Origin of the sequence: Streptomyces sp. NPDC005728, assembly GCF_040630895.1 — a bacterium.
Classification (GTDB): Bacteria; Actinomycetota; Actinomycetes; order Streptomycetales; family Streptomycetaceae; genus Streptomyces.
The window spans coordinates 1-22,725 of record NZ_JBEXYL010000091.1 but is presented as its reverse complement, the minus strand read 5'-3'; the positions used below and the strand labels follow the sequence as shown (position 1 = coordinate 22,725).

Below are 22,725 nucleotides of genomic sequence, written 5' to 3'. Positions count from 1 at the left end.
GGACTGATCACTCCCACCCTGCTGCTGCCCGCCACCGAACCCGGACTGATCACTCCCACCCTGCTGCTGCCCGCCACCAAACCCGGACTGATCACTCCCACCCTGCTGCTGCCCGCCACCAAACCCGGACTGATCACCCCCACCCTGCTGCTGCCCGCCACCAAACCCGGACTGATCACCCCCACCCTGCTGCTGCCCGCCACCAAACCCGGCGGTGGCGAGCTGGGCGCCCGTGGCCTGTAGTGCCGCGTTGACGGGCTGGAAGAAGGTCACTCCGCCCCGGGTGCAGTCGCCGGCGCCGCCCGAGGTGAGTCCCACCGCCGCGTCACGGAAGAACAGACCGCCGCCGCTGTCTCCGGACTCGGCACACACATTCGTCCGGATCAGTCCGCTGACGATGTCGCCGTTACCGAAGTTGACCGTGGCATTCAGACCGGTGACGAAGCCGGCCCTGATCCCGGTGGTGCTTCCGCTGCGCTGCACAGGCATCCCGATGCGCGCCTGGGTGACGGTGTCGATCTGCTGCAGGGTGTTGTCCGCCAGCGCGACCGTGGTCGGCGGGACGGTGGCGGTGTCGTTGTATTGCACGAGGGCGAAGTCTTGGCCCGGGAACTGGGACTGCACCACCTTCCCGATGGGTGGTTTGGCAGGGTTGTCGTCGCTCCACTCCTGGCTTTCCCGGGCGCAGTGTCCCGCGGTGAGGAATCCTGGCTGCCCGCCCAATGTGACGTTGAAGCCGAGTGAACAGCGTGCTCCACCGCCGAAGATGGCGTCGCCGACTCCTACGTCAAGCGGTTTGAAGCGGGCGGGTGCCCGTGCGACGGTGACCGTCGCGGGCATGGTGTCGGTGACGCGTGTCAGTTTGTCCCAGATTCTGCCAGTGACCCTGGGATCGGCCAGTACAGACACTTTGTTCGCCTTCAGGTCGATCGAGAAGGCTGTGCCCGGGACGGAAGCACGGGCCCGGAGCGAGGCGAGTGTGTCCTGCAGTTGAGCCACGCTGTTGCGGACGACACTGGCCTGCGCTCCGGTGGAGCGCACCGTTTGCGCGGCCCGATCGCTCAGGACGTTGACGACCAGATTCTTGTCTTGGGCGTCGTAGTACCAACCGGCTGAATCGCTCCCGAGCGCGGCCGTAAGTCGTTCACCCAGCTGGGAAGCGGCGACGAAGCTGCCGTGTCCACCATCCGTGCCGGTCTGGCTGGCGTTGGCATGGGGCAGCACGACCAGTGCCGCCACGGTCGTCGAGGCGACCGCGATCCCCAGGATCACTCCGGTCCGCCGGGATACCCGCCGGTGTTCGCTGCTGTTCGCGCGTCTGGCGCCCAACGCAACCTCCATGGAACGAGTGTCGGCATGGATGAACTGCTTGCCGAAAGTTCAGCGAAGACGCCTCTCATACGGATGAGACCTCGCCATCCATTCAGCCTGCGTGCAGATTTCTCCGCTACGAGACAACTACTTGTTCAGCGATTGTGAATGCTGTTCTGCATCTCTAGCATCTGTTCAGATCGAAGATCCCCTGGAGTAACGCCGTAGGAGGATCACCGTGAACGAGGGACTGCTCTCTCAAGGACTGTCCGGCATCTCGGACGGCGAACTGACCACGCTGGTGCGGCAAGGACCGCGCCGAGACTCCTTCCTCGCCGTGGCCGAGCTTTTCTCCCGCCACTGGGCAGGCGTGTACCGGTACGCCGGGCTGTGCACGCGCCGTCCGGCGGCGGCGATCGAGCTGGCCAAGGAGGCGTTCCTCCTGGTTCAGCGCGAGCTCCGCGACAGCGAGTCGCACGCGCGGCCCTTCGCCTGGCGTCCCCGGCTGCTCGCAACGGTTCTGGCCTGCGCGAGAACCTGGTCGACGAGCGAGCGCCGTGCGGATCTGAACAGCGAGCTCCTGGCCTGGCTGGGTGAAGTCGGCAACGCCAGGGAGGCGGAGGAGGGCGGCCCCCCGGCCCTGGCCCGCTGGGCATTGTCGGAGTTGCCGGAGCAGAGTCAGTGTCTGCTGTGGCACAGCGTGGTCGAAGGCGATCCGCCCGACGTCGTCAGCCGTCTGACCGGCCAGGGTGAGCAGGTCGCGGCACGGCAGCTGGCGCGGGTCCGCAGGCTCTTTCGGGAGGAGTGCGTGCAGGCCCATCTCACCCGCACGATCGACCGGGAGTGCCTGGCCTACGGCAGTCTGATCGATGCGGCCACCCGCAGCGAGACCGCCGGTTCCGGCCCACTGGATCTGGAGCAACACCTGGCGGGCTGCGCCCATTGCCGGGTCGCCGCCGAGGAACTGGAGCAGCACGGTGGCCGGCTCACCCTCGTGCTCGCCGGCGGGTTGCTGTCCTGGGGTGCCAAGCCGTACCTGGAGTCTCGCACGGTAGACGCCGTGCACAGTGCACCTCCGCCGCGGCGCAGCGCGTACCGCCTGGAGTCACGCACCTCGGTCCTTGCCGTGGTCGCGGGCCTTGCCGCTGGCGCACTCGTCGCGGTCGCTGCAACTGTCGGCAGCCTCGTTGCGCCTGCCCATGGCAACACAGCCTCGGAGGCTGGCTCGTCGTCGGCGTACAGCCAACCGAAACCAACTGACAGTGCGTCCGCCGCATCGCCCCTGCCTGGCACGCAACTGGCCCGCACTCAGCTGCGCAACGCCAAGACGGGACAGTGCCTGGACGTCAGCGGCGGCACTCCGGCTGCCGGGGCGGATGTGGTCAGCGCCCGCTGTTCCTCGTCCAACAGCCAGCTATGGGTTTTCGATACGGACTCCCTGGTGCACACCTCCGCAGACCCGAACCTGTGTCTGGACACCACCAGCGACGGCAGTGTGGTGCTGCACACCTGCGGCCAGGAATCCGGCCCCGGCGCCCACGGGCTGCGGCTCTCGTGGAACAAAGAAGGCGAGATCTCCACCTCCACACCACCGGATCTGGCCCTCACCCCCGCGTCCGCCGATGGCCAGGACGATGTGGTCCTGAAGCCCCGCGACGGTTCCCGCGCGCAGATCTGGCTCGGTTTGTCGGCGACTTCCGGGTCACTCCTCCCCAAGCGGGCGGCCCCGGCCCCGTCGGGCACGCAGACCGTGCGCGTCTCCTCTCCCCCGCCGACCAGCGCAGCCCCGTCCCCGTCTTGGCGGCCGCCGGCTCCATCCCCGACACCCCTCCCCTCGCTGAAGGTCTCTTTCGGCGCGAAGGAAGTGGGCGAGATCTTCAACGAGTGGCCGTATACCGTGACGGCCACGGGATTCGCTCCCAACCACGACATCCACCTAACCTGGGGCACCGGGACTGACGGCTGCAACTCGACCCTCCTCGATGTCCTGAAGACCGATAGCACCGGCAGCGCGGTCTACAGCGGCGGGCTGCTCGTGGCCCCCGGCCTTGTCACCTTCTGTGCCGACGATCCCAACGGCAGCCGAAGCGCCAAGGTCTGGCATGTGCTGAGCTGATACACCGTTGCCGACAGCATCCGATGGGACCTGAATCGGGGCGCCCGCCGAACGCGCCGGGCACGGGCCTCTCCGCTGCAGGGCTTCGGGGTACACGCCTCACGGCCCCTCACCCGCGACGAGGCACTGCAGCCCGGGAAGTGGGCGGGGCCGCTGCTGCATCCGGAAGGCACGGTGCAGCTGGCCGTCCCCGTCCCGGGTGACGCGGACGTCCTGCCATCCGAGACCTTCACGGAAATGCCGTGCCAAGCGATCCCCGGGCACCGTGCACCGCAGCCACCGCACCGAGCTGTAGCACCGGGCCGCGTAGTCGACGAGCCACAGCGTCATGATCCGCCCCAGTCCACTGCCCTGCTGGTCGAGGCATGTGTACATCGCTCCCACACTCAGCGCGGGTTCGGCGCGCTCGCGTGCCGTCCAGCCCCAGCCGAGCAGCCACCGGGTCAGGGTCACGCAGCCGAGCATCTCATCATCCTCGGTGAGCACCATCAGGACCGTGTCCTTCCCGATGCCGGGCCAAGCGAGCAGGATGTCGAGGGGCAGGCTCTCCGGTACAACCAGGTCGTTCCCCTGCGCCCACTGCTCCCGTGCGCTCAGCAGCCGGAACACCGCCTCGCGGTCCGTCTCGACCGCGCGCCGCATCACATACACCATGGTCTCCACTCCGCGGTCGTGGGGTGCCGGACTTCCCTGACTACGCACCGGCGGACGGTGGCGCTCACCTCACCCTTTGTTTTCCGCAGCCATGTACATTCCGGCACATAACCGGCAACTCTCGCGGCCGTGGAGATGTCGTGCCCTTCGGCGGCCTTGGAACAGACGCCCGCCATATGAACAGCGCGTATATGTGGACACGTTCTCTGTGCAGCACGGCTCTGCCTATTCCCGCCCCATGTGGATATTGTCGGCAGCCGCGCCACCGTGAAGGGAGTCGGATCACCATTTCCGGGCGGCACGCACACAGAGACGACGGGCTTCCGGCTCAGTGGCCGGTCGCCGCACCCAGCAGCGTGCGGCGCAGCCGGCGGCTGCACTCTGCGCGCGGGGGCGGCAACAGTCCCATCACCGCGATCATCCTGGCCGGTACCGCGGTCGCTCCGGCCGCCGTGTCCCTGCTGCCCATCGTGGTCTTCTTGAACTTCCTCTCCTTCGCCGATCTGGTCGCCGGAGTACTGGCCCTGGTCTGTCTGACCAGCTCGGTGATGTGGGGGACGCTGTCGACGAGCGAATGGGTCCTGCAGCCCCGCCACCGAGTCGCTGCTCAGGGTATGCACCGCATCTTTAGTGTCGCCGGACTCGAATTCCTCGGCCTGCACATCTGGGTGAAGGTCTATGAGGGGAGTGTCGGCGTCATCGGCGCGGCGATTCCGTTCAGCGGGGGACGCACCAACCTTCTGGTCTCCCTGGGGATCCTGGCCGCGTACGGCTTTGTGGTGACCGTGATCTCCGGCGTGCTCCGCCGGTGGTTCGCTGCGCGAAGCCGCAGGCCGGCCTGGTGGCGCGTCTTGCATGGCACGTCGTACTGCGCCTGGGGAGCCGCGCTTGTCCATGGCCTCTACGCCGGTCGCGCGGCAGCAAGCTGGGTGATGGGGATGTACCAGGCGTCCCTTACGGCGGTCGCGATCGTCGTGATCATCCGCTGGTGGGCTGCGGTGCGTCGCCGCTGAAAGCCTGGGCAGCCGGCCGGGCAGGGCAAGGTCAGGGTGCACGGACCGCCCCTCGGGCCGCGGAGGCGCGGCGAGCGGTGTGCAGGCGGCCCGCGTGTTCAAGGAGCGAGACCAGCACGTCCTTGGCCGAGGAGCGACTGCGCGCGTCGCACAGGGTGACCGGGGTGCCCGGACTCAGGTCGAGGGCGCGGGCGATCTGGCCCGGTTCGTAAAGGCGCTGGTTGTCGAAGCAGTTCACGGCCACGACAAAAGGGATGTCACGGCTTTCGAAATAGTCGACAGCCGGGAAGCTGTCGGGCAGGCGACGGGTGTCGGCGAGGACCACCGCACCCAGGGTGCCCCGGCTCAGCTCGTCCCACATGAACCAGTACCGGTCCTGGCCCGGGACGCCGAACATGTAGACGGCGAGCCCTTCCCGGACAGTGATCCGGCCGAAGTCCAGGGCCACCGTCGTGGTCGTCTTGCCTCCGACTCCGGTGAGGTCATCGGTACACTGCCCCGCCGCGGAGAGCGTCTCCTCGGTGCGCAGCGGGCGGATCTCGCTGACGGCGCCGACGAGGGTCGTCTTGCCCACGCCGAAGCCTCCGGCGATAAGTATCTTCAGCGCGATGGCTGGGCTGAGCGAACTGCCGGAATCAGCGTCCCGGCTGCTCGTCCGGTCACAGGGCCCGAAGTCCATTGATCACTTCCATGAGGATGCCTTCGTCCGGGAGCTCTCCCGGCGGTGTGGGGTGGTGAACGTGGATCTGGCCGAGGGCCAGCAGGTCGCCCAGCAGCACCCGGACCACGGCCAGCGGCAGTTTTGTCCTCGCCCCTATCTCGGCGACCGAGCACCTGCTCTGCTGGCACAGAGCGAGGACGTTCGCGGCCTCAGGCGAGGCCGGCGGGACCTGCGGCGCCCCTGGTACGGCCTCCACGAGGGCGACCAGGTCGAACGTGCCGCTGGGCCGGGTGCGGCCCGCGGTCATCGTGAACAGGCGTACCAGAGGACCCGCGTCCTCGTCGTACCAGTTGGATGAGTGGCCGGACATGCCGCCCGGTCACTCCGTCGTCGGGACGAACGCCGGTGCGGTGGCCGGGGCGCGCATCGGCAGCTGGGTGTGCTCGCCCACCCGCTGGACGAGCCGGGCCATCTCGTAGGCGACCAGGCCCACGTCGGCATCCGCTTCGCTGAACGCGGCGAGGCAGGAGCCCTCGGCGGCGCCGATGACGAACAGGAAGCCGCGCTCCAGCTCGACCAGGGTCTGCGCCGGACTGCCGGCGTCGAAGTGGCCGCCGGCGCCCTTGGCCAGGCTGTGGAATCCCGAGGCGATGGCCGCGAGCCGCTCGGCGTCCTCACGGGTCTGCTCGCTCGACGCGCCCAGCGGCAGGCCGTCGCCGGAGAGCACGACCGCGTGCCGGATGTGGCTGACCCGGGAGACCAGGTCGTCCAGCAGCCAGGAGATCATCCCGGATCGGTGTTGTGTGTCAGTCATGGCGTCTCCCACGGTTGGGCAGTGGATTGTGCAGGTGCGGACAACGGGCGGTGTCCGCCCTGTGTCCCGGTATGGCGGCCCTTCAGCGATCCCCGGCGCAGCGCCGCGACCGTGGCCTGGGCGGCCTCCGGCGACCTGGGGGCGGGCATCGCCCCAGCAGGTTGCGCGCCGGTGGCCTGGGGGCGCAGCTGTGGTGCCATGTTCGTCTGCGGTACGCGACGCGGAAGGGGCGGCGAGCTGGGTCCATAGGCGTCCTGCGCGTACAGACCCTGTGTGGTCAGAAGGTGCGGGGGCGGACCCGGCATGGGCGGCGTGTCAGGTCCGCCATCATGGGGGACGGGTCCGCCCCCGCGGGAGGCAGATCTGGGTCGCCCTGGGGGAAGCGGAGCCCTCCTGGAGCCCGCTGGACGCGCCGGACCTGCTGGTTGTGTGGGGGCCTCGGTGCCACCGGGGTACGCCGGGGACGGGGCAGGCCCAACGGAGGGCGTGGACAGGGTGGGGCGACCGCTCAGGCCGAACTGCCCGGTCTGCGGGCCGGGCTGCACACCGCCCTGCGGCTCAGCCGGTTCTGTCCATGCCATGGACTGCTCGAACAACAGTTCCTCCGGCAGGAGCACCACGGCCGTCACGCCGCCGTAGGCCGAACGCTCCAGCGTGACGGACGCGTTGAGCTGGTGGGAGAGGTGGTTGACCACGAAGAGGCCGAGCTGCTCGGTGTGCAGCAGGTCGATCCGCCCGGGGTCCTCGATCTTGAGGTTGGCCTGGGCCAGCGCCTCCCGGCTCATGCCGAGGCCGTGGTCCTCGATCTCCAGGACGAGGCCGGTGCCCACACGCTCGCCGCACACCCGCACCCGCGTCGAGGGGGGCGAAAAGGTCAGCGCGTTCTCCAAGAGTTCGGCGAGCAGGTGCGCAAGGTCGGCGACGGCCGAGCCGACCACGTGGATCTCCGGGATGGCACGCAGCTCGATCCTCGGGTACTCCTCGACCTCGGACACCGCTGAGCGGACGATGTCGATCACGGGCACGGGCTTGCTCCACCGGCGGGCGGGAGCGGCACCCGAGAGGATGATCAGGCTCTCGGCGTTGCGTCGCATGCGGGTGGTGAGGTGGTCGAGCCGGAAGAGGGCCTCCAGCTCCAGCGGGTCCTCGGTTCCCCGCTCCATGGAGTCCAGCAGGCTCAGCTGGCGCTGGAGCAGCGTCTGGCTGCGCCGGGCCAGGTTGACGTAGACCGCAGAGATGCTGTCGAGCTCATCGGCGCGCTCGGCGGCGGCTTTGAGGACGGCACGGTCGGCGGCCTCCCGCAGGGCTGCCCGGTGCACAGCGTTGAGGGCCACGGCGACCTGGGCCACCTCTCCCGCGCCGTATTCTTCGGGGACCTCGGCGCCGATGTCCACCGGTTCACCGGCGTGCAGCCGACTCATGGCTCGGGGAAGCCGGCGTCCCGCCACGTCCAGTGCCCTGGTGCGCAGCTCGGCCAGTTCCATGACCAGTTGGCGGCCGATGCGCACCGAGATGGTCAGGGACAGCAGGACGCCTACGAGTCCGGCGACCACCAGTGCGCCAGTTCCGCCCAGCATGCCGAGGCCCAGGTGGCTGGCAGCGCCTACGACACGAGTGCTGGCCTGCTTCTCGGCGCCCAGCAGGGCCGCGGCGACGGGAGTGGCGGCTTCAGTCCAACCCTGCGTGTCCAGTTCACCGACGGCCAGGAAGCCGGGGCCTGCCTTTTCGACTTGGTTCTCCAGGGAGCGCACCTTCTTGTAGTGGGCGTCATGGAGGACCCTTTCGTAGGCCGTCTCGTCGGCGGCGGGGAGGTCCGGCACCGCGGCGTCGAGCAGGACCTGCCGGGTGTGGGCGGCGCCGAGGAAGGTCTGGTACTGCTCCGCAGTGAACTCGCCGGCGGCCCGCGCGCCGCCGAAGAGGGCGTCCTGCTGGGCAAACAGCTCGCGTGCCCGGGACATCTCGTTGACGACACGGGCGCCCGAGGGGTCCTTGACGGCCCGGCCATCGCGCAGGGCGCCGCCGACGGCGAGGCCGTCGCCGACGACGCTGGTGTACCGGCCGTACGCCTGGAACCAGGCGACCTTGTGCTTGCCGATGTCGGCGCGCAGCGTGGCGAGGTGATCGGCCTGGCTGACGAGGCGGGCGAGGCGCTGGCGCAGCTCGGGGCTGGGGGCGTCGAAGTCCACTTCGGTGCTGCGCAACCGCTCGCTCCCAGCGGCGTGGTCCGAGCGTCCGGCCTTGGCGGTAAAGGTTCTCAGGCCCGCTTCGCTCGGGTCGGCGAGGTAGCGCGTGGCTGCGGAGCGCTCCTCCTGCAAGGCAACGACCAGGGCCCGCACGTCGTCGAGCAGGGCCGTGTTGGCGCCTCTCAGCCGCGTCTGGTCGGACACGTCGCCCACGGTGGTGACGGTCACGAACCCCCACAGGACCATCAGGGAGACGACGGGCACCATGAGGAGGGAGACGATCCTCGCGCGGACAGAGCGGGGCCGCAGCGAAAAGGACGCTCGGCGTCGCGTTCTGCCGAGGGACTGACGGCGGGCGGCGGATGGCCTTCGCCGTGCGACGAATTGCTGCCAGTCAGCGGATTCCCGTCGCCGTGCCTTCTGTGACCGGGCCCGGGGCGGGTGTTCCTGGTCGGCACCTCTGGGCACCGAGTGTTGTGCGCACATGTCTTCCTCTATCGCGGCTGTACAGGGGCGAAGCGGGGGTCGTTGGTGGTGCGGCCGACGGTTCGCCTAGGCGCCGGCATGCTGCGGGGTCTCGGACCGCTCGAGGTTGTCGAGGTCGTCGAGGTAGTCGAGGTCGTCGGCGTGATCGCTGGGGCCGTGGCCGCGCGGATCGGATCCGGGAGGCGAGAGGGCAACGAACGCGGCGGTGAGGAAAAGGAAGGATCCCAGCGTCACGATCAGCGGGAAGATGAAGTCCGTGGCCCGCGTGCCCAGCAGCGATGTCTGCTCGTGCAGCACGTGCGCCCGCACGGCGGCCATGGCCGTGTAGTGCATGGTGCTGACCGCGAGGCCCATGACCAGCGCGGCGATCACTGCACCGATGGCATTGCGGATGGTGATGGCGGCGCCCAGGGCTGCCGTGGCGGCGGCGACGGCGATGGCGACGGACAGTCCCACCAGCTTCAAGTCGTACCCCAGATGGCCATGGACCTGGACCGCGGCCATGCCCATGTAGTGCATGGCCGCCACGCCCAGGCCCGTTCCCAGGCCGCCCAGCAACAGGGAGCGGACCTTGGAGCGTCCGTAGCCGACGGTGAAAACGCCCAGGCCGACGACGACGATGGCCACGAGCAGACTCAGCACGGTCAGCGGGACGTCGTACGTGGTGGGCGAGCCGACCACGCCGAATCCGAGCATCGCGATGAAGTGCATGGTCCAGATACCGGAGCCGATGACGACGGCCGCCGTGAGCAGCCAGTTGCGCCGCGAGGGCCCCTCGATCGAGAGAGCCCGCATGGTGCAGCGCAGTCCGAGTGCGGATCCCACGAATGCCATGACGTACGAGATGGCGGGTGTCCACCATCCGTAGCTGAAGTGATGGATTTCAGCCATTGGGTGCGACCTTTCGCATCTGGGTGCGGAGGAGGTGCGTCCGTCCTCCGAAGTTCACGCACACCAGGATCCTCAGGAGACCTACTGTGCTATAACATCGTTCATCATTGATGAACGAACTTCGGAACTAGCGAAACCTTGAAGGTGCTGGCTTGTCAAGACACTCTGGGCCACATCACAGGAGGCACCTCCACGCCGCCCGCCGCCCGCCGTAATCACCCCGATGAGGCATCCCCTCGCCCGAGCCGGAGGAGGTCATGAGTGCAACTGAGCCTGGCGACCACCTCCGGGCTGCTGCCCGACACCCTGACCGACCGCGGCAACGCGAAGCTGTTCGCCGAGCTGTATGCGGGTGACTACCGGCATGTCCCAGGGCTGGGCTGGTATCGCTGGGACGGGACGCGCTGGCAGATTGACGAGGACGACACGGTTTTGTGGGCGGCCGGGGATCTGGCCGAGAACATCGCCACCAGCGATCCTCGGGGCGTGCACTCCGCCCAGGCGCTGCAGCAGCACCGGCGCCGTGCCCTGTCGACTGCGGGTATAAACGCCATGCTCACGCAGGCCAGAGCGGCTCCCGGGATGGTCCTGAACGCCTCCCTGCTGGACGCCGACCGCTACGCCCTGTGCACTCCCGCGGGCATCGTGGATCTGTGTACGGGGCTGGTGAAGACGCCTGATCCGAACAAGGATTTCCACTCACGTTCGACCGCTGTCGGTCCTCAGCTCATGGCGACGCCGCGGTGGGAACGCTTCCTGGCCGACACCTTCGGCGACGATGCCGAAGGCCGGGAGATGATCGGCTTTCTGCAGCTGCTGCTGGGTTACTCCGTCACCGGGGATGTCGGTGGCCAGGTCCTGCCGTTTCTGTTCGGCGCGGGCAAGAACGGCAAGAGCGTGCTGCTGGAAGTCGTCCTGAAGCTGCTGGGCGATTACGCGGATGCCGCCCCACCGGGCTTCCTGATGGCCCGGCCGTACGAGGGGCATCCCACCGATCTGACCGAACTCCACGGCCGACGCGTCATCGTCTGCTCCGAGGTCAAGCCCGGCGACAGATTCGACGAGGCACGTGTGAAGCTGCTGACGGGTGGCGAGCGCATCAAGGCCCGCCGCATGCGGCAGGACTTCTTCAGCTTCGAGCCCACGCACAAGTTGTGGCTGCTGGGCAACCACCGGCCCGAGGTCGGTACCGGGGGTTTCGCCTTCTGGCGCCGTATGCGTCTGATCCCCTTCGAGCGCGTCGTCCCCGACGACCGAAAGATCGACAATCTCGCGGACATGCTGGTCACCGAGGAAGGACCGGGCATTCTCGGCTGGCTGATCGACGGCGCCCACCGCTACCTCGCCGGCGACAAGGACCTGACCGGACCCGAACGCGTCCGCATCGCCACCACCGCCTACGCCGAAACCGAAGACCACACCGGACGCTTCCTGAGCGAGTCCTGCAAGCAAGGCAGCACGCTGCGCACCGAGCAGGCCCAGTTGTACGGGGCCTACCGCCGCTGGTGCAGGCTCGAAGACGCGCCCGCTATCTCCTCGCGAGCCTTCGCCGCGCGCGTGCGCGAGCTGGTCGGCCTCGCCTCCCCCAAAGACATGATCTTCTCCAGTTCCCGCAAGTACTACCCGGGCATCGGACTGCTCGCCGACGCGGTGCCAACCGACACATCGGCGCCTGACCCAGCGGAGGGAACACCATGAGCTCATTGATCGAACCGGCGCAGCTCGCCCACGAGATCGCCATCGTCTGGCTCGAGGACATCGACGATCTGGACTACGTCCGCCAAAGCCTGGACCGGCTACCCAGCCGCCGAGGCAAGCCCGACTACCAGCGCGACGGCCGCATGATCGGCTACGCACGGCTCAGCCCCGGAGCCAGAGCGTCTCGGATCTCGGGCACCTATCGGCGGCGCGTCTTCTGGCTGCTCCCGCACGACCGCGACAGCGCCCCGGACGGCCCGTACGACTTCGGCGCTCCGTCCGAGGCCGTCGACCCCCGCACGGTGACCCCCGGCGTCAAGGGCTACAAGACCGAACGCTCCGAAGGCGGCCCGCCCTCCACCGCGATGCGGGAACTCGGCATCAGCCTGCCCAAGGCATGAAGGCCCTGCGGGCGCAGCCGGGCCAGTGCGTACAGGGCCGGTGGCAGCAGCAGCGTGGGGTGGAGGAGTGCATACAGCGGAGTCATGGCGAGTGCGCACCAGGTGGCCAGGTCGAGGAGGTTCAGCCACCAAAAGGCGCGGGTCATGTGTTGCGGTCGTGCAACGAGCAGGATCCGTTCGTGCAGGGCGCCGGTGCAGCGGCGCGGTGCCAGCAGAGCGCTGGGTATCAGGCGTTCCGCCAGGTCGATGCGGCCGACGGCGGTGAGCTGTATCTCCGAGCGGCCCCGGAGGAGGCAATGGTAGGCCAGGCGCCGGTCCTCGCCGAAGGCCACCGGGACGCCCGGCAGACGCCTTTCGAGGAGGTCGGGCAGATGGGGTCGCACCACCGCGCCGCGGTACGCGGCTGGTGCACCGTGGGAGGCGAGGACCGCGCCGAAGCGGCCGTGTGCCGCGTGCTCGGCGTGGGCTGCAGCGATGTACCGCCAGTCGATGAGCCTGGTCAGCAGGTTCCGGTCGCGGACCCTTATCACCCCGGTGACCGCGTGCACCCGGCGGCTGGCGAACGGTCGCAGCAGCTCCGCGACGGTCTGCTCGTCGAGAACGGTGCGTGAGTCCAGGCACAGGTAGATCTCCGCGTGCGGCCGCCGGCCGAACCCTGCGGCCAGGGCGGGCCGCCGCCCGCGGGGTGTGGGGAAACGGATCAGCTCCAGCGGGATGCCGACGATCGCGAAGCGGACCCGCAGCGCGTCGGCGACGGCCTTCGCGTGGGCCGACGCCGCACCGTTATCGACCACGACGACCGAGGACGGCCGGTGCGTCTGGGCGAGCAGGGACCTCAGACAGCGGCGCAGCCCCGCCGGCGTTCCGCCGTGGACCGTGACCACGGCATGGACGCCCATGCCGGACGGGCCGGCCCGGACCCCGCTGGGGCGCCGGCGCCGCGAGGGCAGTAACGGCACCAGCAAACGCGCGAGCAGGAGTGCGCTCAAGGCCACGCCACAAAGGCCAGGAAAGACGTGCACAGGCGGTTCCTCGAAAGCCATGGCACGTGGAGACGACCTGGCGATCCCTGACCTGCCGCAGCGGACCGCAGCTCGCCCACCGAGGGCCGAAGGTGGATACAAGGCTAAGACCTGGACACAATCATTATGATTGCTATTCACTATTCATGAATCCTGTTCGGCTAATCTTCTGCTCGATGCTCCAGCGCCCGGTCATAGCGGCGACAGGAGCCAGGAGCGGGGCCGACCACGCACGGCCCCTCAGCGGCCCGGGTGCGCCCCCACTCGGGCCGCTCACTCTTCCCCGGCCAGAACAAGCAGGACGACAACACGGCAAGAACTGAACGCCCTGGTAAAACCCCACGTACCCCCCTCACGCAGGGCCCGCTCCGGACCTCACCTGCCCGGCAGCGTCGTTCACGCCCGAGGAGGGATCCGCCCATGAGTGTGCCCAAACTTCCGTCCGTGCTCGCGCTGCCGGAGGGGGATGCTGAACTGCACCTCGTGGTCCGCATGACCTGGCAGGACCTCGCCGCTCTGGGACAACACGCCGGCCGGATCGCCGCCCGCACGGGTCGCCCGGTGGGCCTCCAGGAAGCGGCGACCGACCTCCTGCGCCTGAGCTCCGCGGTACTCGGCGAGCCCTCCCGGCACGCCATTGGCCGATTCCCTGCCCCTCCAGCAGAGGGCAGACGTCGAGGAGGTGACATATGAGTCTCAAAGGCATTGAGAGCGGCATCGAGCACGGCTCGATGCACGGATACCGGCAGCACGTGATGCGCGGTGTCCCGACGAGGTTGGAGTGCGGCTGCCTGCAGGCATGGCAGGCGGAGCAGCAAACGAAGGCCGCCTCCGGGCGCGGCGGCGCGAGCAGTGCCCAACTGCGGTGGAACAACAGCGAGCGCAACGGTGAGCGCGGCCCTGACAACGAGGGCACCCCCGTCCACCGCGAGTGCCCCACTGCGGAGTGCGGCCGTGTGGCCATCGGTGCAGGTCCCGGACACACCGGATGGGTCCGCGTCCAGGTGGACGGGTCCCGCGAGCCCGCCCGGGACTTCTGTTCAGGGTCCTGCGCATCGTACGGAATCGCACTTGCCGAGCTGCGGATGGCCGTCGCCGTGCTCTGAACCCGCCGACGCCACTCGATGCCCGCCTGCCGACAAGCACCCGATGCACGTCGGCAGGCGGACCCACACGGGCCCCCGCACACATCACCGACTGGGGCGCACGGCGCCCCCGGTGGAGTCGTCCGGGGGCGCCGCATACTCCCCTTGCTCCCCGGTACGGTGCCGGCCGGTGCCATGTTCAGGCCGTCGCCGAAAGCCCACGAATGTGCGCGATCACCATCGACCTGCAGTACCCACTGGTCTACGATCCGTACGACGGAGGAGGACGCCCTGTCCAGCTTGACCAGGGAGTCTCCCTTGCCACCATCTCCCTCCATGCACAACACAACACGGCCGACACTCACCGACGTGGCAGCCAGAGCGGGCGTATCCGTCGCAGTTGCCTCCGGTGTGCTGCACGGCGCCCGCGCCGAGGCCGCCGTCCGCGAACGGGTCCTACGGGCCGTTCGGGAGATCGGTTACCGGCCCGCACCCCACACGCGGCCAGTACACCGCCCCCCTTTGCACCTGCTCGGGGTCCAGTACAACCTCCAGCAGCCGTTCCACACAGACCTAGTCGCGGCCATGCAGGTCGCCGCGGAACGCGTCGGCTACCGCATCGACCTCGGCGGTGTCGCGCCCTACCACGGCGAACGGCACGTCGTGGACGCACTGCTGAATCAGCATTGCGGAGCCCTGATCACGCTGGGCTCGAAGGCCACCTCGACACAACTGACCGAACTTGCAGCCAAGGTGCCGGTCGTCGTGGTGGCCCGACGGCTGCGGCCGGGCGTGCCGACTCTGGACGTCGTACGGACGGCCGAGGAACGGGGCGCTCGCCAGGCCGTCGCCCACCTGGTCGGCCTCGGCCACCGCGACATCGTCCACATCGACGGCGGCAGGGCACCCAATGCCGCGGAACGGCGCGGCGGATACCGCGTCGCGATGAATGTCCACGGCCTCGGCGGACACGCCGACGTCCTGAGCGGCGGTCAGACCGAGACGGACGGGGCTGCAGCCGTGCGTGCCCTCCTGAACGCCGGTGGCCGTGTCCCCACCGCCGTACTCACCTTCAACGACAGGTGCGCCCTCGGGGCCATCGACGTCCTCAGAAGTGCCGGCATCACCATCCCCGGGCAGGTCTCGGTGGTGGCATTCGCCGACAGCCGCCCTTCACAGGACTCCCCCACCGCGCTCACTGCTGTGGTACCGGATGTCTCGCGTCTGGCCGAACACTCCGTCGGATGGGCCGTCGCACGCCTGGAGGGGAGGCAGACCAGCGGCAGAGAGACCCTCGTCGCCCCCCTCCTCCTCCCGGGCGCCACTGCAGCCGCTGCCCGCGCCGACTGACACAAGCTCGGCCTTCGGATCACCAGGCGATGGGGCGCCGTCGCTCGGCACGGCGGCGCATCATCCACCACAACAGATAGATGAGCAGCAGCAGCACGGCCACCGCCCCGCCGATCGTCACAGGGGAAGTAGCCTTCTGCTGCAGCCTGGACATCATCGACGCATCACTCAACTGCAACAGCGGTGCCGGGCTTTGGGGTGTCTGTCCAGCTGCCGGCAGTTCGTCCCAGTTCTGGACTTTGTTGTCGCTGTAGAGCGTGTACGTCTTGAACACCAGCTGCCGGGCATCCGGGAGCTGCTTGATCCTCACTTTGTAGTCGAGGTCGACCCCCTTCTTCAGATCGGGGCCTGCGATGTCGTAGCCACCGTTGACGAGCGCCATCCGCCAGCCCTCGGGGGCCTGGACAAGAGTGACATCCGCCGGTGCGATGCCCTGGGGCAGGATGACACGCAGTGCCCTGAAGCCCGCCTTCTTGTCCTCAGCCTCCGACCGAAAACTGAGGGTGACGTTCTTGGCCAGGGCCTGGGGGGTGTCGGCAGTAACCTTCACATGGGCGAAGGCCGACCCGGCCAGGGCGAAGACGACCGCCAGGACGGCAGTACCAAGGACCGACGCGAAGCGACCTGCCGCACGCGCGAGACTCTGCGAAAACATGGGACCTCCCTGCGAGTGGCGGAGCAGCCGGGCAGTTGATGCCCCTGGTCCGGCCGACGGCGTGAACCGAATGCCCCGTACTGGCACTGGGACCGACCCTGGCCACGACGCAGACCGACGTGGCGAGGCCGCTGTACGGAGGCCGTGGAGGCGTTGCAGGCAGCGAAGCGGTTGCCGACAATCCATGAGTTGTCAGCACCGCCACACCTTCCTCGTGAGCGGATTCCCTGCTCACGGCCACGGCGTTCACCTCGCGCTATACGCCCCGTACAGCGGGGCCGTTCATGCTGCGGCGACCCATCGGCCGGTTGTGCTCTGCTGTCCTTCGCCCGTGACCAGGAACGTCAGAACGTCCATGGTGTCGATGGGCTCCCTCACGGTGGGGTGGTGGTGCAGCCGTCGGCGTGGAAGCCGCGCGGGAGTCTGTCGACCGGCGCGGCTCCGAGAACCTGGTCATGCAGGGCGATGCAGTCGGCGTTGCCACGATGGGCGACCTCGTCATGCCGCTGCGGGCCGATGTGCGCACCGAGATGCTCTGCCGAAGGCACCCGCGGCCTTCCTCCGGACTCCTCCGCCGCCACGGCCAGCGCGAACCGACGCGCACGTGGTGAGCTGGTCTCCCTCGTCGGCTGCGGGATCGCCCGCGGTACCCGGATCCTCGCAATCACTCTGCTCCCCTCGCGCCGTCGGCCGGGTCCGAGGCGTCGTTGGCCCCCGCCCGGGCAGAGGCCCCGCCCGTACCGCCTCCGTCATCGGTGCCCGGCTCCGCGCCCTCCTCAACGACGCAGAGCCCGTCTTCGACGCTCGGTGCCGTGGAACTTCTGGTCCCGTGCCGGTCGGATAGTTCATCTGCCACGGCCGTCGTCGAAAGAGCGCCTGCGCCCGCCGTCAGCGCGAGAGCTGCCAGGGCGACCTCGACTCCCCAGTCACGAGAACCCGCACGCTTTCGGACCCCCCGCATGGACATGCGATCTTCCCTTCCGAGTTGCCGCACGGGCCCGCTGAAGTCGGAGGATGCCCAGGTCGGAGACACCAGGCGCGCAGACAGCGAGTCGAGCAAAGCCCTGCCGACGGTTTGGGTTCTTGTGATCGGCGGAGTGCCCTTGTTGCCCCTGGCGGGCGAACGATCCGACTGTGTCGCTCAGTCCCGAAGGCCCGCCCTGTTCCTCACTCCCCCGTGACCTGGCTGAGGGACGTGAGCGGGTCGCCCGTGGTCGGCGTCACCACGTAGTCGGCGTCTGCCAGGTTCGCGGCGGCGAACGTGAAGTCGGAGCCGCTGATTCCGATCATAGTCTTCCCGAACTGGTCGTCCGCTGCCTTCTTGTCCGCCTGGCCCTCGGGAGTACCGAGACCACCGGTGACGTTCGCGCCGGCGGTGTACCGGAAATCCTGCTGGAGGCAGGTGTTGAGCATCCGCTCGGTGACCTCGACGTCGGGGACGTTGACACAACCCTTGGAGTAGAAGCTGTGTTGCAGGCCCTGCACAAGCGGATCAGCGGGATCTCTGGCCATGACCTTGTTGCGTATGGCCAGGAACTGGTCGTTTGGCATTTCGGCGATCTGCCGGTACAGGTCCGCGGAGAAGGCCGAGCCCGGCGCGAGCGCGTTGGGCCGGCTGGGGCCCGCTTCGCGCTTCGTTAGGCCGAAGCCGAGATTCCCGAAGGACCAGCGGCCCTTGCCCCTCAGGAACTTCGCGTCCGTGGCGACAGGCACATCGGCGCCTGCGGCAATGCACCTCGGGTCCATCGTGACCGGGGCGCCTGCCGCCGGAGCGCTCGGCGGTGTGCTGGTCTGCTGCCAGCCCGGAGCGGCGGACCCCCTGTCCGACGGCGGGGTGGCCGTACTGCCCGGCTCCACGGAAATCGGCCGGGGAAGGGGAAACGGCATGGCGGTGGATCTGCCAGCAGACGGGGCCGTGCGCTCCCTGTCCGACGGCGGGGGGCCCTGTGAGCCGGTGCCCGCAGACGGAGTGCCCTCTGCGCCGGTGCTCGTCTGCGGGCAGACCAAGGGTGGGGCAATCGGTTGGTCCTGAGGATTGGTCACCTGCCCCGGTGCCAGGGACTCCTCCCCCTGAGGCGTCCCGCTCGCACTCGGGCCGTAGCCCGCACCTACGCTGCTCGACTCGGCGCCCTGACCACTCGATTCATTCGCGAAGGCCATGGGCAGCAGCGCCAGCGCTGACACTGTGGCCACCGCACCGGCGCTCACGATGACCGCCTTCTTGTTCCTCCTTCTGCGATGCATCAACTCTCGTACCTCCAACTTTTGCCAGCACCGGGATGGGGAAGCTGGTCCGGGCTGTGTACGCCGTCCACGCGCCCCCGTCCGCACCGGTCGCGAGCGAGGCGGGCGTTTATCCGCGGTCTCGCTCACCTGCATCCTGATCAGCAACGTCCGCAGCCCGTGAGGATGGCCGGCCGCGTCCTCGACGCCTTCCGCGAACCTCGAGTGCGACCTATGTCCTGAGCTGCTGACGGACCGGCAGCAGGGGGGAGTTCATGCACGGCCTTGATGCCTACGGGCCGGGCTGGGCCGGTGAACGATAGGGGTCGAACACCGGCCCAGTGCCGATTCAAGGCGAGACCTTCGGCGCCAGCGTCATCCTGCGGACCGATATGCGCCGAGACGTTCGTGCGGAACCACCGACGTCACGGCGCACCGGTGCAGTTCGCCCGCCAGGACGCGGCAGTGACCCAAACCGAGGAACCTGCGGACTGCAGCCTCGGGTGTGGCAAGGCTGAGAAGGCCCGCCACCGAGTTCACTTGCCAAGGACGAGTCGAAATCCCACACCCAAGCCGGGAATCCGCAGGGGCGCGAGCGCCGCCGACCGCACGGCGGCCACTCAGGCCGGTATCCCACGGCGTTTCGCTGTCTCAGGAGCCGCATCTCGGGGAGGAAGGCAAGTTTGAGTCGCTTCGGTCGCTTCGGTCGCTTCGGTCGCTTCGACAGCCCGCCGCCCGCCTTGAAGCATCGCCCCGTACTCTGCAGCACCCGCGTACTCCGTGCTGCAGAAAGACACTGAGGAAGCTCACCGGGCATCTCCGAGGATGCCCCGGTCTTCAGGTCGGGGAAGGGACGAACGGCGCCGGACGGGTTGCACGTCACCACGCCGTAGCCGTTGCCTGCGCCGTGGTGCCGCCGCTTGCCGAACAGTCGCCGACGGCGGAGGTCGTGGCAGCCTTCAGGGAGGCGAACTCATCGAAGCCGCCGACGTCATCGCCGGCATCTGTCTCCTTGTCGTCCTGCTCGTTGGCTTTGTCGTCCTGCTCGTTGGCTTTGTCGTCCTGCTTGTCTCCGCCGCCCTTGCCTCCTCCTCCGCCGCCGATGCCACGGGCGATCTGCCCGATCGATTTGATGAGGCCATTGAGGCCGTTGCCTTGGGCGGCTGCTGGAGGAGCAGGCGGACGAGTGACTGGAGGAGCTGCCGGGGCGGCTGCTGAAGGAGCAGGCGGGGCTGTCTGACCCGTGCTCGCGCAGGCAGCAGTGGGGGACGAGCTTGCTGGACTGGAATTCGTACCGGTGCACGCGGCGAAGGCTCCTGGAAGCAGGACTCCTGTCGTCAGGACCACCACCGCACCTGTGACGACAGCGGCCTTCTTCTTCCTGTTGGTGACGCGTTTGTGGCCCGATGTTCCCTGTCTGTGTGTGGATGCGCCCATGGTGTGCTGCTCCTGAGTCGGTGGTGAACCCCTCGCGTTCACCCTTGGATGCTCATTGCAGGGGCAACGATGGTTCGGCGGACCCTCCTCAGGATGAAGGCCCGGTGCCGAACGTTTGGGCAAGCGTGAGGCAGCGCGTTCCTCGGAGTCGTACTTCGTCCCTATCCGGTACGAGGTGATCTTGCCCAGGTCGCTGATGCGGGTCGAAGGCACCGGGCGGGAGTCCGGCTTCCTCCTGGACGTCCTTCAGCGGCTTACGGGCGGGACGGACCCTGTCGCCAACGGGAATACCTCGCAGGTACCGCCAGGCGTGCCGAGCTGGACCTTCGCGACACTCAACATGCCCACAGGGGACACCGGCGCTGACCTGTAAGTGGAGAGGGCAACTTCCCTGGCGCGGGAGGATTCACCGGAACTTCATGACCGGGGTCCCGGCTGGTGGGCGTCGGCGGCGGCAGTCGGACACCGTCTCTCGCTTCGGCGCCTCCAAGAGAGCCGCAGCCACCGAACCAGCCGACCCAGCGGAGCACCTACGCCTTGGCCGGCTCCATCTCCGGAACCTCCGGTGAAGCGGTGCCCTCGTCCAGCAATGTCGTCTCGGCGAACGGCAGCTCCCCGGCCAGCACCTGCCGCACCCGATCGTTGTCGATCTCCTTGGTCCAGGTACCGATCAGCACGGTGGCGACCGCGTTGCCCGCGAAGTTCGTCAGCGCCCGCGCCTCGCTCATGAACCGGTCGATACCGACGATCAGCCCGACACCGTCGACCAGTGCCGGCTTGTGCGACTGCAGGCCGCCGGCCAGGGTGGCGAGGCCCGCGCCGCTGACGCCGGCCGCGCCCTTGGACGCGAGCAGCAGGAACAGCAGCAGCGGGATCTGCTCGCCGACCGACATCGGCGTACCGAGCGCGTCCGCGATGTACAGCGAGGCCATGGTCATGTAGATCATGGTGCCGTCGAGGTTGAAGGAGTAGCCGGTCGGCACGGTGATGCCGACGACCTGCTTGCTGACGCCCAGGTGCTCCATCTTCGCGATGAGCCGCGGCAGCGCGGACTCCGAGGAGGAGGTGGACAGGATCAGCAGGAACTCCCGGGCGAGGTACTTGAACAGCGAGAGGACGTTCAGTCCTGAGACGATCCGCAGCACCGTGCCGAGCACGATGAAGACGAACAGGAAACACGTCACGTAGAAGCCGAGCATCAGCACGGCGAGGCTCTTCAGCGCGTCCAGGCCCGCCGAGCCAGTGACGGCCGCGATCGCCCCGAACGCACCGATCGGCGCGGCCCACATCACCATGGACAGGATGCGGAAGACCAGCCGCTGAAGGTGCTCGATGCCCCGCAGCACCGGCTGCCCCGCCGCGCCCATGCCCTGCAGCGCGAACCCGGCGAGCAGCGCCACCAGCAGCGTCTGGAGCACCTGCCCCTGGGTGAAGGCCGACAGGAACGTGCTCGGGATGATCGACAGCACGAAGTCGACGGGCGGCAGCGCCTCGGAAGACACCTGGTCGTGTCCGGTCTGCTTGAGCGCGTCGGTCAGGTGCAGCCCGTCACCGGGGTGCAGCACGTTGCCGACGACCAGGCCGATGGTGAGCGCGACGAGCGACATCACGACGAAGTAGCCGAGGGCGATACCGCCGACGGCCCCGACCTTGGCGGCCTTCCGTACGGAACCGATGCCGAGCACGATCGTGCAGAAGATGATCGGCGAGATCATCATTTTGATCAGGTTCACAAACCCGGTGCCCAGCGGCTTCAGCTCCACCGCGGCATCGGGCCAGATGAGCCCCACGGCGATACCGAGCACCACCGCGATGATGACGGCGATGTACAGGTAGTGAGTACGGTCCCGCTTCACGCGGGGTGCGGCTGGTGCCGTATCGGGGGAAATGGTGGCCACGGCTGCCCTCCTTGACGTCTTCGTCGGTACCACCGGCGTGCGGCTCACGTCCGGGGGTTGTGGGGGGTGTGGGGGGGTTGTGGGGGGTGTGGGGGGTGCTCGAGACTATCTCCCGCTCTGTGATGGCGGTCACCCTTCCGTTCATTTAGTTCATGCTTGACCCAGGAGACACACTGCTGACATTCGCCTCCCGTTCCTCCCCCGCCCCGTCGACAAGGCCGCCAAGTCCCTCGGCCGCCGCGAACACATCAGCGACACCGTCCAAGCCGCCGTCGGCCCGCTCTCTCATCAGCAGACCGCGGACCTGATCCCGGCACAGCAGATGTGAACACCGAACCCCACCGAAGCCCTCGACATCTCACCGCCCACCACGCACGAACTCGTGGGCCCGCAGCCTCAGTAGCGGATCGCCTGCCGCCTGCCAGGACGTTCGGTACCGGCTCTCCACGGCGGAGAGGATCCACTGAACGATCGTTGGCCCTGCAATGAGCGTCGAACGGTCAACGTGAGGTGTTCGCCGACGGCTCGGGAGCGGTACACACGAGGGGCACACGCATAGACAGGGAACACCGGGTCACAGACGGGTCGATAACGGGAGAAAGAAGGCCTCTGCCGCGACGGGTGTGGTGGTGATCCTGACGGCTGAGGGTTCTGCTTGCCGGAGCCTTGACCGCACAGCCCAATGTGGCTTGTGCGGCCTGCCAGGCTGGCGTCAAGAACGGCTGCCGCGGAACTGAGGCGTCCCCCAAGGCCGGGAAGTTAGCGTTTTCGCAGGTCGCGCAAGGGGGAGTGAGGGGTTTCCGGCGTAGAGCAACGGAGCTCGTTGG

At 68.4% G+C, this 22,725-nt stretch carries 21 protein-coding genes; 7 read left to right on the top strand and 14 right to left on the bottom strand.

Annotated features, from left to right (window positions below):
- Positions 1–1,341 (bottom strand): S1 family peptidase (locus ABZ471_RS38205; protein ID WP_359073183.1); only part of this gene is annotated, 1,341 nt, incomplete at its 3' end.
- Positions 1,342–1,648: 307 nt separating this feature from the next.
- Here ABZ471_RS38205 and ABZ471_RS38200 point away from each other — a divergent pair.
- Positions 1,649–3,427 (top strand): ricin-type beta-trefoil lectin domain protein, encoded by a 1,779-nt coding sequence (locus tag ABZ471_RS38200; RefSeq protein ID WP_359073182.1) that lies wholly within the window; start codon positions 1,649–1,651, stop codon positions 3,425–3,427.
- Positions 3,428–3,526: 99 nt separating this feature from the next.
- Here the strand turns inward: ABZ471_RS38200 and ABZ471_RS38195 are convergent, their stop codons facing one another.
- Positions 3,527–4,081 carry a hypothetical protein gene (locus tag ABZ471_RS38195; protein ID WP_359073180.1) on the bottom strand — a complete coding sequence of 185 codons (555 nt, stop codon included), beginning with the start codon at positions 4,079–4,081 and terminating at the stop codon, positions 3,527–3,529.
- Positions 4,082–4,409: 328 nt separating this feature from the next.
- Complete coding sequence (locus ABZ471_RS38190; protein WP_359073178.1) at positions 4,410–4,550, bottom strand: hypothetical protein; 141 nt, start codon at positions 4,548–4,550, stop codon at positions 4,410–4,412.
- 10 nt (positions 4,551–4,560) lie between these two features.
- Here ABZ471_RS38190 and ABZ471_RS38185 point away from each other — a divergent pair, with 10 nt between their 5' ends.
- The gene (locus ABZ471_RS38185; RefSeq protein ID WP_359073177.1) at positions 4,561–5,094 is read left to right on the top strand and encodes a hypothetical protein; all 534 of its coding nucleotides are present in this window, start codon (positions 4,561–4,563) and stop codon (positions 5,092–5,094) included.
- Between the two features lie 31 nt (positions 5,095–5,125).
- On the opposite strand, the gene ABZ471_RS38180 is transcribed toward ABZ471_RS38185, so the two are convergent.
- The 5 genes from ABZ471_RS38180 to ABZ471_RS38160 all read right to left on the bottom strand — a co-directional run bounded on the left by ABZ471_RS38180 (position 5,126) and on the right by ABZ471_RS38160 (position 10,129).
- Positions 5,126–5,773, bottom strand: coding sequence for an ATP/GTP-binding protein (locus ABZ471_RS38180; protein WP_359073176.1), 648 nt, complete (start codon positions 5,771–5,773; stop codon positions 5,126–5,128).
- Positions 5,754–6,125 carry a DUF742 domain-containing protein gene (locus ABZ471_RS38175; RefSeq protein ID WP_359073175.1) on the bottom strand — a complete coding sequence of 124 codons (372 nt, stop codon included), beginning with the start codon at positions 6,123–6,125 and terminating at the stop codon, positions 5,754–5,756. The genes ABZ471_RS38180 and ABZ471_RS38175 overlap by 20 nt, the downstream gene beginning before the upstream one ends.
- Before the next feature lie 9 nt (positions 6,126–6,134).
- Positions 6,135–6,569 carry a roadblock/LC7 domain-containing protein gene (locus tag ABZ471_RS38170; protein ID WP_359073173.1) on the bottom strand — a complete coding sequence of 145 codons (435 nt, stop codon included), beginning with the start codon at positions 6,567–6,569 and terminating at the stop codon, positions 6,135–6,137.
- Positions 6,566–9,019: a nitrate- and nitrite sensing domain-containing protein gene (locus ABZ471_RS38165; RefSeq protein WP_359073171.1), complete on the bottom strand. Its 2,454-nt coding sequence runs from the start codon at positions 9,017–9,019 to the stop codon at positions 6,566–6,568. Before ABZ471_RS38165 ends, ABZ471_RS38170 begins: the two co-directional genes overlap by 4 nt.
- 285 nt (positions 9,020–9,304) lie before the next feature.
- Positions 9,305–10,129, bottom strand: coding sequence for an MHYT domain-containing protein (locus ABZ471_RS38160; RefSeq protein WP_359073169.1), 825 nt, complete (start codon positions 10,127–10,129; stop codon positions 9,305–9,307).
- A 267-nt stretch (positions 10,130–10,396) separates the two neighbouring features.
- On the opposite strand from ABZ471_RS38160, the gene ABZ471_RS38155 reads away from it, so the two are divergent.
- Together ABZ471_RS38155 and ABZ471_RS38150 are read left to right on the top strand one after the other, a co-directional pair.
- On the top strand, positions 10,397–11,827 hold the full coding sequence (locus tag ABZ471_RS38155; protein ID WP_359073195.1) for a phage/plasmid primase, P4 family: 1,431 nt from the start codon (positions 10,397–10,399) through the stop codon (positions 11,825–11,827).
- Positions 11,824–12,228 carry a DUF6009 family protein gene (locus ABZ471_RS38150; protein WP_359073167.1) on the top strand — a complete coding sequence of 135 codons (405 nt, stop codon included), beginning with the start codon at positions 11,824–11,826 and terminating at the stop codon, positions 12,226–12,228. Before ABZ471_RS38155 ends, ABZ471_RS38150 begins: the two co-directional genes overlap by 4 nt.
- Here ABZ471_RS38150 and ABZ471_RS38145 read toward each other — a convergent pair.
- A complete protein-coding gene (locus tag ABZ471_RS38145; protein WP_359073165.1) occupies positions 12,150–13,223 on the bottom strand; it encodes a glycosyltransferase in 1,074 nt (357 codons plus the stop codon). The two genes, ABZ471_RS38150 and ABZ471_RS38145, sit on opposite strands and share 79 nt — an antisense overlap.
- A 447-nt stretch (positions 13,224–13,670) precedes the next feature.
- Here ABZ471_RS38145 and ABZ471_RS38140 point away from each other — a divergent pair, with 447 nt between their 5' ends.
- From ABZ471_RS38140 to ABZ471_RS38130, 3 genes are all read left to right on the top strand, one after another.
- Positions 13,671–13,943: a hypothetical protein gene (locus tag ABZ471_RS38140; protein WP_359073163.1), complete on the top strand. Its 273-nt coding sequence runs from the start codon at positions 13,671–13,673 to the stop codon at positions 13,941–13,943.
- Positions 13,940–14,356: a hypothetical protein gene (locus ABZ471_RS38135; RefSeq protein ID WP_359073161.1), complete on the top strand. Its 417-nt coding sequence runs from the start codon at positions 13,940–13,942 to the stop codon at positions 14,354–14,356. Before ABZ471_RS38140 ends, ABZ471_RS38135 begins: the two co-directional genes overlap by 4 nt.
- A gap of 348 nt (positions 14,357–14,704) precedes the next feature.
- Entirely contained in the window at positions 14,705–15,685 is a 981-nt protein-coding gene (locus tag ABZ471_RS38130) for a LacI family DNA-binding transcriptional regulator (protein ID WP_359073160.1), read from the top strand.
- A gap of 19 nt (positions 15,686–15,704) precedes the next feature.
- Here ABZ471_RS38130 and ABZ471_RS38125 read toward each other — a convergent pair whose 3' ends face one another.
- The 5 genes from ABZ471_RS38125 to ABZ471_RS38105 form a co-directional block, all read right to left on the bottom strand.
- Positions 15,705–16,340 (bottom strand): DUF1775 domain-containing protein, encoded by a 636-nt coding sequence (locus tag ABZ471_RS38125; protein ID WP_359073158.1) that lies wholly within the window; start codon positions 16,338–16,340, stop codon positions 15,705–15,707.
- Positions 16,341–16,714: 374 nt separating this feature from the next.
- Positions 16,715–16,888, bottom strand: a complete 174-nt coding sequence (locus ABZ471_RS38120; protein WP_359073156.1) for a hypothetical protein — start codon at positions 16,886–16,888, stop codon at positions 16,715–16,717.
- A 619-nt stretch (positions 16,889–17,507) separates the two neighbouring features.
- Positions 17,508–18,053 carry a hypothetical protein gene (locus ABZ471_RS38115; RefSeq protein ID WP_359073155.1) on the bottom strand — a complete coding sequence of 182 codons (546 nt, stop codon included), beginning with the start codon at positions 18,051–18,053 and terminating at the stop codon, positions 17,508–17,510.
- Between the two features lie 1,389 nt (positions 18,054–19,442).
- Positions 19,443–20,000 carry a hypothetical protein gene (locus ABZ471_RS38110; RefSeq protein ID WP_359073153.1) on the bottom strand — a complete coding sequence of 186 codons (558 nt, stop codon included), beginning with the start codon at positions 19,998–20,000 and terminating at the stop codon, positions 19,443–19,445.
- 530 nt (positions 20,001–20,530) lie between these two features.
- Positions 20,531–21,898: a cation:dicarboxylase symporter family transporter gene (locus ABZ471_RS38105; RefSeq protein ID WP_359073151.1), complete on the bottom strand. Its 1,368-nt coding sequence runs from the start codon at positions 21,896–21,898 to the stop codon at positions 20,531–20,533.
- Between the last annotated feature and the right edge of the window lie 827 nt (positions 21,899–22,725).